The 12,097-nt window shown below is 70.3% G+C and carries 14 protein-coding genes; 9 read left to right on the forward strand and 5 right to left on the reverse strand.

Annotated elements, in window-relative coordinates:
- The first annotated feature begins 36 nt into the window (after positions 1-36).
- Positions 37-726: a tRNA (guanine(46)-N(7))-methyltransferase TrmB gene (gene trmB, locus UN84_RS00650; protein ID WP_046078099.1), complete on the forward strand. Its 690-nt coding sequence runs from the start codon at positions 37-39 to the stop codon at positions 724-726.
- A gap of 6 nt (positions 727-732) precedes the next feature.
- Here the strand turns inward: trmB and UN84_RS00655 are convergent, their stop codons facing one another.
- Positions 733-1,626: a LysR family transcriptional regulator gene (locus tag UN84_RS00655; RefSeq protein WP_046078098.1), complete on the reverse strand. Its 894-nt coding sequence runs from the start codon at positions 1,624-1,626 to the stop codon at positions 733-735.
- A gap of 115 nt (positions 1,627-1,741) precedes the next feature.
- On the opposite strand from UN84_RS00655, the gene UN84_RS00660 reads away from it, so the two are divergent.
- The 6 genes from UN84_RS00660 to aroQ all read left to right on the forward strand — a co-directional run bounded on the left by UN84_RS00660 (position 1,742) and on the right by aroQ (position 8,025).
- A complete protein-coding gene (locus UN84_RS00660; protein WP_052719266.1) occupies positions 1,742-2,158 on the forward strand; it encodes a PACE efflux transporter in 417 nt (138 codons plus the stop codon).
- Positions 2,155-2,487 (forward strand): DMT family transporter, encoded by a 333-nt coding sequence (locus UN84_RS00665; RefSeq protein ID WP_173835036.1) that lies wholly within the window; start codon positions 2,155-2,157, stop codon positions 2,485-2,487. Before UN84_RS00660 ends, UN84_RS00665 begins: the two co-directional genes overlap by 4 nt.
- Positions 2,488-2,579: 92 nt before the next feature.
- Positions 2,580-4,022: a D-alanyl-D-alanine carboxypeptidase/D-alanyl-D-alanine endopeptidase gene (dacB, locus tag UN84_RS00670; RefSeq protein WP_046078095.1), complete on the forward strand. Its 1,443-nt coding sequence runs from the start codon at positions 2,580-2,582 to the stop codon at positions 4,020-4,022.
- A gap of 84 nt (positions 4,023-4,106) precedes the next feature.
- On the forward strand, positions 4,107-4,478 hold the full coding sequence (locus tag UN84_RS00675; RefSeq protein ID WP_035599364.1) for a diacylglycerol kinase: 372 nt from the start codon (positions 4,107-4,109) through the stop codon (positions 4,476-4,478).
- Positions 4,479-4,557: 79 nt separating this feature from the next.
- Complete coding sequence (gene glnE, locus UN84_RS00680) at positions 4,558-7,533, forward strand: bifunctional [glutamate--ammonia ligase]-adenylyl-L-tyrosine phosphorylase/[glutamate--ammonia-ligase] adenylyltransferase (protein WP_046078094.1); 2,976 nt, start codon at positions 4,558-4,560, stop codon at positions 7,531-7,533.
- Between the two features lie 57 nt (positions 7,534-7,590).
- Entirely contained in the window at positions 7,591-8,025 is a 435-nt protein-coding gene (gene aroQ, locus UN84_RS00685; RefSeq protein ID WP_173834935.1) for a type II 3-dehydroquinate dehydratase, read from the forward strand.
- An 18-nt stretch (positions 8,026-8,043) separates the two neighbouring features.
- Here the strand turns inward: aroQ and UN84_RS00690 are convergent, their stop codons facing one another.
- Entirely contained in the window at positions 8,044-8,268 is a 225-nt protein-coding gene (locus UN84_RS00690; RefSeq protein ID WP_152662827.1) for a hypothetical protein, read from the reverse strand.
- Positions 8,269-8,287: 19 nt separating this feature from the next.
- Between UN84_RS00690 and UN84_RS00695 the strand changes: the two genes are divergently transcribed.
- Positions 8,288-9,073 (forward strand): ion transporter, encoded by a 786-nt coding sequence (locus UN84_RS00695; protein ID WP_035599373.1) that lies wholly within the window; start codon positions 8,288-8,290, stop codon positions 9,071-9,073.
- 34 nt (positions 9,074-9,107) lie between these two features.
- On the opposite strand, the gene UN84_RS00700 is transcribed toward UN84_RS00695, so the two are convergent.
- Positions 9,108-9,488 (reverse strand): hypothetical protein, encoded by a 381-nt coding sequence (locus tag UN84_RS00700; RefSeq protein WP_046078091.1) that lies wholly within the window; start codon positions 9,486-9,488, stop codon positions 9,108-9,110.
- A gap of 133 nt (positions 9,489-9,621) precedes the next feature.
- Positions 9,622-10,623 carry an LLM class flavin-dependent oxidoreductase gene (locus tag UN84_RS00705; protein ID WP_046078090.1) on the reverse strand — a complete coding sequence of 334 codons (1,002 nt, stop codon included), beginning with the start codon at positions 10,621-10,623 and terminating at the stop codon, positions 9,622-9,624.
- Between the two features lie 146 nt (positions 10,624-10,769).
- On the opposite strand from UN84_RS00705, the gene UN84_RS00710 reads away from it, so the two are divergent.
- Positions 10,770-10,946, forward strand: a complete 177-nt coding sequence (locus tag UN84_RS00710) for a hypothetical protein (RefSeq protein WP_173834936.1) — start codon at positions 10,770-10,772, stop codon at positions 10,944-10,946.
- A 34-nt stretch (positions 10,947-10,980) separates the two neighbouring features.
- Here UN84_RS00710 and aguA read toward each other — a convergent pair whose 3' ends face one another.
- Positions 10,981-12,096 (reverse strand): agmatine deiminase, encoded by a 1,116-nt coding sequence (aguA, locus tag UN84_RS00715; RefSeq protein ID WP_046078135.1) that lies wholly within the window; start codon positions 12,094-12,096, stop codon positions 10,981-10,983.
- Between the last annotated feature and the right edge of the window lies 1 nt (position 12,097).

Below are 12,097 nucleotides of genomic sequence, written 5' to 3' on the forward strand. Positions count from 1 at the left end.
ATGCATGCCTTCCCAAGCCCCCGACCGATCACCGCCATGTCCGAGCGTTCCCGCATCATCACGTCCAACCAGCCCGGCCCCCATCACGATCTGGCACGCCGGGTCGAACGGGCCCTGACCCATCCGCTGCGCAAGCCGCTGGCCGATCATACCCGCGAGGCCTTCGCCGCGGCCGAGGCGTGGCGGGCGTCGTACGGCGAGGCGCCGCTGATCCTCGACGCCTGCTGTGGCGTGGGGCTGTCGACGCGGCGGCTGGCCGAGGCCCATCCCGACTGCGTGGTGATCGGCGTGGACCGCAGCGCCGACCGGCTGTCCCGGGAGCACGGCGCGCCGCCCGACAATGCCCTGCTGGTGCGTGCCGACCTGGTGGACTTCTGGCGGCTGGCGCTGGCCGCCGGCTGGCGCCCGGTACGCCACTACCTGCTGTACCCGAACCCCTACCCCAAGTCGACGCACCTCAAGATGCGCTGGCAGGGGCATCCGGTGTTCCCCGCCATCCTGGCGCTGGGCGGGCGGCTGGAGCTGCGTTCCAACTGGCGGCTCTACGTCGAGGAGTTCTCGCTGGCGGTCGAGCAGGCGACCGGCGTCGCCGCGCCGGTGGAAGCCCACGATCCGGCGGGGGATTTCCTGACCCACTTCGAGCGCAAGTACCACCTCAGCGGTCAGCCGCTGTGGAGGATGGTCGCCGAGCTGCCGCATCGCCCGGGGCTGCTGCCGGTCGAGTGAGGCGGCTCAGCGGCTGCGGCGGTCGCGAAATCGTTCACCCAGCGTCCGCCGCAGCCAGCGGGCGATCGGCCCCTGGGCCGCGTCCCGGCGCGAGACCGTCTCCACGTCGAGGATCGGCAGGGTGCCCAGGGTGTCGTCCGACAGCGTGACCAGGTGCTCGCGGAACGGTGGATAGCGGGCGATGTGCTCGGGGACCAGGGCCCAACCGAGGCCGCGAACGGCCAGCTCACCCATCGAGTAGAAGCTGTTGAGGCGCCAGAACTGGGCGCTGAGCGGCGTTTCGGCGTCGTCCCCCGAACGCGAGGCGATCAGCAGCTGGCGGTGATGGGCCAGATCACTGAGGGAAGGCGGCCCCTGATCGGCCAACGGGTGGTCGCGGCCGACCACCAGCGACTGGCGCAGATGGGCGATCGGCATGCCCTCGAGCAGCGGGCCGCGGCCGAGCCGGCCGAGCAGGATGCCCAGATCGGCGGTGCGATCCTCGACCCAGCCGGCGATATCGCCCTGGGCGCCGTAGAGCAGGGTCAGCTGCAGGGCGGGATAGTGGTGGGCCAGGGCCTCAAGGGTCTCGTCCACCGGCGGCATCTCGACCAGCGCCTCGTCGATGGCCAGCACCAGCCGGGCCTCCTCGCCCTCGGCGATGGCCCTGGCGCGGGAGTCCAGCCGCTGGCACTGGCGCAGCACCGCGCGGGCCTCGTGGAGCAGGGCCTCGCCGGCCTCGGTCAGGCGCGGCAGGCGGCCGTCGCGGTCGAAGAGCGTGCAGGCCAGGTCGGCCTCCAGGTGAGCGACGGCGGTGCTCACCGCCGACTGGGCGCGGCCCAGGTGCCGGGCCGCGGCGGAGAAGGAGCCGCACTCGGCGCAGGCGATGAGCACTTCCAGCTGATCGAGGGTCCAGCGCATGGGTGACCTATCGGATTTGTAGATGGAATCTAACTCGTATCCATCGCCATGGTGGCGAGAATAGTCCGTCAGGTCGAGGCCAGATGGTCTCGTGACGATATCTTGGGAGGTGACGATGCGCTCCTGGAAGGAACGTCTGACGCATACCACGCTGTTCGAGGCCGGCGGCCTGTTGATGGTGACGCCACTGGCCAGCTGGCTGACCGGCCATGACATGGGCGAGATCGGCGTGCTGGCCGCAGGGCTGGCCACCGCCGCCATGCTCTGGAACCTGGTCTGGAATCGCGTCTTCGATGCGCTGGTGCCGACTCGTCGCCGCAGCCTGAGACAGCGCTTCGCCCAGTCCTTCGGTTTCGAGCTCGGTCTGCTGGTGATGACCCTGCCGGCGGTCGCCTGGTGGATGGGCATCGGCCTCGTGGAGGCCTTCTGGCTGGACCTCGGCTTCATGCTGTTCTTCCTGGCCTATGCCATGGTCTTCAATACGCTGTTCGATCTCGTGATGCGCCGTCGGCTGGCGCGGGGAGGTGCCTGATGGCCTATCTGTACCTGGCACTGGCGATCGTCGCCGAGGTGGTGGCGACCAGCTCGCTGAAGGCCTCTCAGGAGTTCACCCGGCTGTGGCCGAGCGTGACCGTGGTGGTCGGTTACGTGCTGGCCTTCTACCTGCTGACGCTGGCGCTGCGCACCCTGCCGGTGGGCATCGCCTATGCCTTCTGGGCCGGGCTCGGCATCGTGCTGGTGACCCTGATCGGCGTCCTGGTCTACGGCGAGCGCCTGGATGCGCCGGCGGCGCTGGGCCTTGCCATGATCATCGGCGGGGTGGTGGTCATCCAGGCCTTTTCCCGGGTGTCTGCCCACTGAGGTGGCGCACGGTCGAATCGCGCCTGGGGCACGGGTAGACTGCGGCTCTGCCGCGCTTTCTCCTGTGCCCTTCGACCTCACGGATGATGCCCATGCTGTCTCGCTGTCTCTCGCTCTGCCTGCTGTCGCTGCTGCCCCTGACCGCCCTGGGGCACGGGTTCTCCCACCTCGAGGAACTGGCCGATGACGGCTTCCTGATCGGTGCCGAGGCGCGCCTGCTGGGCAACGGCGAGCCGGGCGAGACCCTGGGCAGCCTCTCGCCGGAGCGCCAGCTGTCGCCGGCCTCGGTGTCCAAGATATATACCGCGGCGGCGGCACTCGAGCGCTTCGGCCCCCAGCATCGTTTCACCACGCAGCTGCTCGGCAGCGCCGAGCCCGACGCCGAGGGCGTGCTGCAGGGCGACCTGATCCTCGATGGTGGCGGCGATCCGGCACTGACCACCGAGGACCTGTGGCGACTGGTGCAGCGGCTGCATCAGGCCGGGGTGCGCGAAGTCGCTGGCCGGCTGGTGGTCAGCCAGTGGCGCTTCGGCCCGGTGGCCTGCCTGACCACCGATCGCTGCGAGGGCCAGCGTCGCGTCGACAACGCCTACAGCGCGCTGCTCTCCTCGGCGGCGGTCAACTACGGCAATTGGTGCGTGACCGTGGCGCCGGCGCGTACCGCCGGCGCGCCGGCCCAGGTCACGCCCTGCGACGGCCAGGCCGATCTGGTGCGCATCGACAACCGCATCGAGACCCGGCCGCCCGACAGTGGCACCCAGCTGGCGGCGGAGCGGGTCACCGACGGCGACGGTGACGTGATGCGGGTGTCCGGGCAGATTTCCACCAATGCTCGTCCGCGCGAGCTCTATCGCACCAGCTCCGACCCCGCCGAGCAGGCGGGCCGCACCTTGATGGCAATGCTCGAGCAGGCCGGCATCGCGGTGGCCGGCGGGCACGTCACCACCACGCTGGAGCCGCCGGCCAGCGCCTCGCGCCTGGCCGCGGTGGACGGCAAGCCGCTGCAGGAGCTGCTGCTGCGCACGCTCAACTATTCCAACAATTTCATGGCCGACACCCTGACGCTGGATCTGGCCAAGACGCCGCGCCCGTCGCTGAGCCAGGGTGGCGATGCCATCGAGGCCTTCGCCGGCGGCCTGGCGGGCCACGGCCCGCTGCGCCTGGACAGCGGCAGCGGCCTGACGCCGGAGAACCGCACCAGCGCCGCCGGGGTGAACGTGCTGCTCGAGCACATGTTCCGTCAGCCCTCGCTGTTCCCGAGCTTCGTCGCCGCCCTGCAGTCGCCGAGCAACGGCGTGATGCGCTTCATTCGCCGCGGCCCGGCGACTTTCCAGGACCACGTCATGCTCAAGACCGGCACCCTCAACCAGCCGGTGTCGGTGCGCGCCGCGGCCGGCTACTTCCGCACCCGCACCGGGCGCTGGGGCGTGTTCAGCGTGCTGGTCAACGGCACCGGCTCGACGCCCTACCTGAGCTGGTCCCAGGTGCTGGACCGGCTGTCGGTGGACCTCTCGGCGATGATCGAGGCGCACTGAGTCACGTTGGCCGGCGCGTCATAATTGCCCCATTCGGCTCTGCTACCATCGGCGTTCCCACGCCGAAGCTGATGGATGAAATCGATGAAACCCGGATACACCGGCTGGCGCCATCTGGTGCACTCCACTCGCTACTCCCTCAAGGGCCTCGGGGCGGCCTATCGCCACGAGGCCGCCTTTCGCCAGGAGCTCGGCCTGTGCCTGGTGATGGCACCGCTGGCCGTGTGGCTGGGCCGCGAGCCGGTGGAGTGGATCCTGCTGATCGGCAGCTGCCTGCTGGTGCTGATCGTCGAGCTGCTCAACAGCGCCATCGAGAACGTGGTCGATCGCATCGGCCCGGAGCGCCACAAGCTCTCCGGCCGCGCCAAGGACATTGGCTCGGCGGCGGTAATGATGGCGCTGCTGACCGTCGGTCTGACCTGGGGGCTGATCGCCTGGGACCGGTTCCTGGGCTGAGGCGGGCGGCCGCCGGCTAGTGCGCGGCGCCCCGGCTTGGGTATGCTGAGGGCATCGATCAACCGGATGCGAGACGCCCATGGCCCTGCCCGACGACTTCCTGCCGCTGGACGCCATTCCCGAGCCGCTGGCGGCCCCGCTGCAACACGCCCGGGAACGCCTGGCCACGGCCCTCGAGCAGGCCGACAACCTGGCCGACATGCGCCAGCAGGAAGGCCCCGGCGAGAGCTGGGCGGCGCTGGCACCGCATCGCCGCGCGCAGCTGGCGCGGGTGCTGGCGGTGTCGGAGTTCGTCGCCGAGACGCTGATTCGCCACCCCGACTGGCTGCCGCAGCTCGATGCCCTGGGCGAGCTGGACGCCGCGCCGGACGCCGACACCCTGAGCGAGACCCTGGCCGAGCGCCTGGAGGCCGCCGAGGACGAGGCGGCCATGCACGCCGCGGTGCGCCGCTTCCGCCAGGCGCGCATGCTGGGCATCGTGTGGCGCGACCTGACCCGTCCGCCGGGCATCGACATGTGGGCCACCGCGGCCGCCGTCACCCGGCTCGCCGAGACCTGCCTGGAGCAGGCGCTGGCCTGGCTCGAGCGCCACTTCGAGGCGCGCTGGGGCCGCCCCGGGCCGCGCGCCGACGGCGGCGAGCAGCGCCTGGTGGTGCTCGGCATGGGCAAGCTCGGCGCCGGCGAGCTCAACCTCTCCTCCGACATCGACCTGATCTTCGCCTTCCCCGAGAAGGGCGAGACGGTGGGCGGGCGCAAGGCGCTCGAGCACCAGGAATACTTCACCAAGATCGGCCAGAAGCTGATCGGCGCGCTGGACGCGGTGACCGCCGACGGCTTCGCCTTCCGCGTCGACATGCGCCTGCGCCCGCTGGGCGACGGCGGTCCGCTGGTCGGCAACTTCGCCTCGCTGGCCAGCTACTACCAGGACCAGGGCCGCGAGTGGGAGCGCTACGCCATGCTCAAGGCGCGCCCGGTGGCCGGCGATCTCGAGGCCGGTGCCGAGCTGCTGGCGAGCATCCGACCCTTCGTCTATCGCCGCTACCTGGACTTCGGCGCCATCGAGTCGCTGCGCGAGCTCAAGGCGATGATCAACCGCGAGGTGCGCCGTCGCGGCATGCAGGACAACATCAAGCTCGGCCCCGGCGGCATCCGCGAGGTGGAGTTCGTGGTCCAGGCCTTCCAGCTGATCCGCGGCGGGCGCGACACCGAGCTGCAGGTCACCTCGCTGAAGACGGCGCTGTCGCGCCTGCCGGACCTGGGCCTGCTGCCCGCCGCGGTGGTCGACGAGCTGATCCCCGACTACGTTTTCCTGCGCGACCTCGAGCACGCCATCCAGGCGCTGGAGGATCGCCAGACCCAGACCCTGCCGGCCGAAGAGGTCGCCCGTGAGCGGGTGGCCCTGGCGCTGGACATGGAGGACTGGCCGGCGCTGATGGCGCGGCTCGACGAGGTGCGCGATCGGGTCCGCCGCCACTTCGACGCGGTGATCGCCGATCCCGAGGACGCCGATGAGGATGCCCCCGCCCCGGCGGGCGGCCGCGAGCGCGAGGAATGGCGGGCGCTGTGGCGCGGCGAGCCGGCCGAGGAGGAGGCCGAGGCGCGTTTCCGGGAGGCGGGTTTCCATGATCCGGCCGCCGCCTGGCGGCGGCTGCGCGCGCTGCGCGATTCGCGCCAGGTGCAGGCCATGCAGCGCATCGGCTACGAGCGCCTGGAGGCGCTGATGCCGCTGCTGCTCGACGCCGCCGCGGACAGCGAGGCGCCGGACGTGGCCCTGGAACGGGTGCTGCCGCTGGTCGAGGCGGTGCTGCGACGCACCGCCTATCTGGCGCTGCTGCGCGAGAATCCCGAGGCGCTGGAGCATCTGATGCACCTGTGCAGCGCCAGCCCCTGGATCGCCGAGCAGCTGGCTCGCTATCCGATCCTGCTCGACGAGCTGCTGACCCCGGACACCCTCTACACGCCGGCCGACAAGGCGCGGCTGGCCGACGAGTTGCGCCAGGCCCTGGGGCGGATTCCCGAGGGCGACGAAGAGGCCGAGCTCGAGGCGCTGCGCGTGTTCAAGCACGCCCAGGTGCTGCACGTGGCGGCCTCCGATATCGCCGGCACCCGCCACCTGATGAAGGTCAGCGACTACCTCACCTACATCGCCGAGGTGGTGCTGGAAACCGTGCTGGGCATGGCCTGGAAGCACCTGACCCGCAAGCACGGCTTCCCGCTGCGCCGCGACGGCGAGCGCTGTGGTCAGGCCCCGGAATTCCTGATCATAGGCTACGGCAAGCTCGGCGGCATCGAGCTCGGCTACGGCTCCGACCTGGACCTGGTGTTCCTCCATGATGGCGCCACCCGTGGCAGCACCGACGGCGACCGGCCGATCGACAATGCGGTGTTCTTCACCCGCCTCGGCCAGCGCGTCATCCACCTGCTCACCGCGGTGACCCCCGCCGGCAGTCTCTACGAGGTGGACATGCGCCTGCGGCCCTCGGGCAATGCCGGGCTGCTGGTGTCGAGCCTCGACGCCTTCGCCGACTACCAGCGCCGCGAGGCCTGGACCTGGGAGCATCAGGCGCTGGTGCGCGCCCGGGTGGTGGCCGGCCACGACACCCTGGCCGAGGGCTTCGATGCCGTGCGCGGCGAGATCCTCGGCCGCGAGCGCGACGTCGAGGCGCTGCGCGAGGAGGTGGTGGCGATGCGCCACAAGATGCGCAAGCACCTGGCGAGCCAGGGCGAGGGCGACGACTTCGACCTCAAGCAGGACCCCGGCGGCATGGTCGACATCGAGTTCCTGTGCCAGTACGCGGTGCTGGCGATGGCCCACGACAGCCCGGCACTGCTCGAGTGGAGCGACAACATGCGCATCCTCGAGACCCTGGAGCAGTGCGAGCGGCTGCCCGCCGAGGACGGCGAACGCCTGCGCGAGGCCTATCTGGCCTGCCGCACCGCGGCCCACCGCGCGGCGCTGACCGGCGATCCCGCCCGCGGCGACAACGCCGACTTCGCCGCGCATCGCCAGGCGGTCATCGCGGTCTGGCGGCGGCTGCTCGAGCCGGCGGCCTGACATCGCGGTTGTCCGCCATTCAATGTTCAAGAACGTGACCACAAGGAAGCCATCACGATGCACAAGGTTCTGGTCCTGCACGGCCCCAACCTCAACCTGCTGGGCACCCGTCAGCCCGAGATCTACGGTCGCGAGACCCTCGCCGACATCGACGATGCCATGCGCCGCCGGGCCGAGGGCGAGGGCTGGGAGATCGCCTGCCGGCAGAGCAATCACGAGGGCGAACTGATCGATGCCATCCATGCCGCACGGCTCGACGGCACCGCGGCGATCATCATCAATCCCGCCGCTTATACTCACACCTCGGTGGCCATCCTCGATGCCCTCAACGCCTTCGAGGGGCGAGTGATCGAGGTGCACCTCTCGAACGTGCACAAGCGGGAAAGTTTCCGCCACCACTCCTACGTCTCGCTGCGTGCCGACGGCGTGATCGCCGGCCTCGGCAGTCAGGGCTATCATGCCGCCCTGGATGCGGTGATGGGGGCCGTCTGACCGAGCGTCGGCGAGGGCTCAGCTCGTGCCGAGGAAAGCCACGTGGCGGATCAGCCACAGCATCAGACTGATGGTCACGAAGGAGGTCAGGGTGCTGACCATCAGGGTGGCGGCGGCGATGTCGTCGAGGCCGAAGCGCCGGCCGAGCAGCGGGTAGACGCTGATCGGCCTGTGGGGCGAGGGAGCGGGCGTGCGGGGCGACAAGCGGGCGTCGGGGGCGTAAGGTGCGAAGGCTCGTGCCACGGACGCTGACCGACCCGCCATGAACGATCGTCTTACGCCCTTTCAGCTGCTGATCCTGATCCTGTCCTTCTACGTGCTCGGCGCCCTGGCCGTGGACGTGCTCTTCGACCTGCGGCCCGAGGTCTCGCGGCTGCTGCACTATCTCGACCTGGTGGCCTGTCTGTTCTTCTTCGCCGACTTCTGCGTGCGCTTCCGGGCCGCGACGGACAAGTGGCGCTTCATGCGCTGGGGCTGGATCGATCTGGTGGCGAGCATTCCGGCCGGGCTGCTGTTCGCCGGCCGTCTGGTGCGGGTGGTGCAGGTGATCCGTCTGCTGCGGGCGATCAAGTCGCTGCACATGATCTGGCGGCTGCTGTTCCGCAATCGTGCCGAGGGCATCTTCGTCTCGGCTGCCACCGCGACCCTGCTGCTGGTGGCTTTCGGCTCGGTGACCATCCTGCTGGTCGAGGGGCCCAATCCCGAAAGTACCATCGACACCGCCGAGGAGGCGCTGTGGTGGGCCTTCGTGACCGTGACCACGGTGGGCTACGGGGACTTCTTCCCGGTCACCACCCTGGGGCGGATGGTGGCGGTGGCGCTGATGGTCGCCGGCGTGGGGCTGTTCGGCAGTTTCGCGGCTTACGTCGGCTCGCTGTTCGTCGATGACCAGGAGAGCGAGCAGTCACGCCTGCACCGGGCCAATCGCGACCTGATCCGTGACCTGCACGGCGAGGTGCGCGCCCTGCGCGAGGAGGTGGGCGCGCTGCGCGGCGAGCTGGCTCGCCGGGATGGTGAGGAGATCGGCGACGCGCGCCGTCGCGACTAGACACCCAAGGCGTTGCTGAATCGTCGCCGGAGCCCTAGCGCTCGTCGTCCTTGACCACGTAATCGCCTTCCAGGGTGTCATGCCGGACGCTGCGGCCCTGGCGCGCCTCGCGCTCCCGTGACGGGGCCTCGCGATGGGCGCCGCCGCCGACGTCCTCGGCCTGCTCGGCGCGCATCTGCTCCATGCGCTTCTTCATGCGGTGGCGCAGGAACGGCAGCATCAGCCAGCCGACCAGCAGGAGCACCAGGCCGAGCAGGGTGCCGACGATCATCATGGCGCCGAACAGCAGCCAGGTGAGCACCAGCCGGGGGCCGCTCATGGCCCCGGTCGGGCGTGCCTGGCGCGCCCGTTCCCGCCACTGCCGGGCCGCCATCCAGGCGGCGTTGTGGTCTTGCCCTTGGCGTCTATCCGTCATCTTCCGCTCCCGTGACCTTGAGGTCGTGATCGAGTGTGAGTTCGAGCTCGCGGTCGCCGCCATCGAGGCCCACGATCTCGACATCGTCGCACCATCGACATCGCGAGTGGAGAATCGTTGCAGTCGGGGCGCCTCAGGTATCGGCCTGCCACAGGTCGGCGACGATCTCGTAGCTGCGAAGCCGATCCTCGAGGCTGTAGACGTCGGTGTGCAGCATCAGCTCGTCGGCGCCGGTGGCCTCGAGGAAGGCCTCGAGGCCCTCGCGCACGGTGTCCGGGCCGCCGATCACCGCCGCGCCCAGGAACTGCTCGACCTGGGACTGCTCCAGCGGCGACCAGTCCAGGTGCTCCGTCGGCGGCTGGGCCAGGATGCGCTGGCCGCGCACCAGGCCGAGGAACTTCTGACGCGCGGTGCTGGCCAGGTACTCGGCCTGCAGGTCGCTGTCGGCGGCGATCACCGGCAGGCCGACCATGGCGTAGGGTGCATCGAGCAGCGCCGAGGGCTGGAAGTTGTCGCGATAGACCCTGAGCGCCTCGTGCAGGCGGGCCGGGGCGAACTGGGCGGCGAAGGCGAAGGGCAGGCCCTCGCGGCCGGCCAGCCGTGCGCTGTAGTCGCTGGAGCCCAGCAGCCACAGCGGCACCCGGGTGCCCTGGCCGGGCACCGCGCGTACCCGTTGGCCGGGGCGCTCGTCGTCGAGATAGCCCTTGAGTTCCTCGAGGCGCTGGGGGAAGTCGTCGACGCCGGCGAAGGCGTCGCGGCGCAGGGCGGCCATGGTCGCGGCGTCGGCGCCCGGGGCGCGGCCCAGGCCCAGGTCGATGCGCCCGGGATAGAGCGTTTCCAGGGTGCCGAACTGCTCGGCGATCACCAGCGGTGGGTGGTTGGGCAGCATGATGCCGCCGCTGCCGACGCGGATGCGCGAGGTCTGGCCGGCGACGTGGCCGATCAGCACCGAGGTGGCGGCGCTGGCGATGCCGTCGATGCTGTGGTGCTCGGCCAGCCAGAAGCGCTCGAAGCCGCGGCGCTCGGCCAGCCGGGCCAGGGCCACGCTGTCGTCGAAGGTCTCGGCGGCGCTACCGCCCTGGCGGATCGGGGCGAGGTCGAGCACCGAGAGCGGAATCTCGTTGAGGCGGGGCATGAGGGCTCCAGTCATTAGCTTGCTCAATGTTATATGGGGACGACCGCGGCGCGACTCAATGGCCGTGGTCGAATGGACGCGCCCGCTGGCTTCGTTACGGCGCCCCCCTTAAGCTCAGAAGACAGGATGCACAAGGAAGCTTGCTCATGTCGCCCAGGTCCCCGGGCTCCCCGTCGCGACGACGCGGGGCCACTCCGCATCGCCGCTCACACCGCCTCGACTGGACGCTCCTCGATCGCTGGCTGGATCGGCTGGTCATCCTGGCCGTGGTCACCGCCCTGCTGGTGGGTGGGGCGGCGCTGATCGTCAGCCTGGTGCTGTGAGCCTGCCCCCGTCAGGACGGGGGCAGGGGCGGGGTCAGGGGCGGGGCTGCTGCTGGGTGATGCAGTGGATATTGCCGCCGCCGAGCAGAATCTCCCGGGCCGGCACACCGATCACCCGCCGGGTCGGAAACAGGCGCTGAACGATGGCGCGCGCCTCGTCGTCATGCGCCGGGTCGAGCAGCGGCATCACCACCACCGAGTTGCCGATGTAGAAGTTGACGTAGGAGCCGGCCATGCGATCGCCGGGGCGCCGCGGGTGCGAGTGGCTGAGGCGGTCGATGCCGCTGGCCTCGTCCTCGGCAATGTGCAACGGGCCGGGCTGGGGCAGTCGGTGTACCGTCAGGGGGCGCCCGCGGGCGTCGGTGGCGCTTTCCAGCACCGCCAGCGCCTCCCGGGAGATGGCGTGCTGGGGGTCGGACTCGTCGTCGGTCCAGGTCAGGGCCACTTCGCCGGGGGCCACGAAGCAGGCCAGGTTGTCGACGTGGCCGTCTGTCTCGTCGAGGTGGCAGCCGCGAGGCAGCCAGATCACCTTCTCCACGCCGAGGGTATCGCACAGGATGCGTTCCATCTCGGCCCTGGACAGGTCCGGATTGCGGTTCTCGTTGAGCAGGCACTCCTCGGTGGTCAGCAGGGTGCCTTCGCCGTCCACGTGGATGGCTCCGCCTTCCAGCACCACGGGCGCCACGAAGCGTTCGATACCGAGCATCTCGGCGATCTTGGTGCGGATGCGGCGATCCTTGTCCCAGGGGAAGTAGAGCCCGCCCTTCAGGCCGCCCCAGGCGTTGAATTCCCAGTCGACCATCGCCATCCGGCCGTCGGGGTGGGTGAGGAAGGTCGGGCCCACATCGCGCATCCAGGCATCGTTGCTGGAGATCTCGACTACCCGCACGTGTTCCGGCAGCTGGATGCGGGCATTCTCGTACTGCTCGTCGTTGACGCCGACGAACACCGTCTCGCTCTCGGCGATGGCGGTGGCCACCTCGACGAAGGCCTGCTGGGCCGGTTTGGCGCCATAGCGCCAGGTGTCGGGGCGCTGGGGCCAGAGCATCCAGCAGGCATCATGGGGGGCGAACTCCGCGGGCATGGCGAAGCCCCGGGCGGCCGGGCTCTGAGGAGCGGCGCCCGACCGGGCGCCTTGGGTTGATGTCATC

The organism is Halomonas sp. HG01 (assembly GCF_000968715.2).
In the GTDB taxonomy this organism is placed as follows: Bacteria; Pseudomonadota; Gammaproteobacteria; order Pseudomonadales; family Halomonadaceae; genus Halomonas; species Halomonas halophila.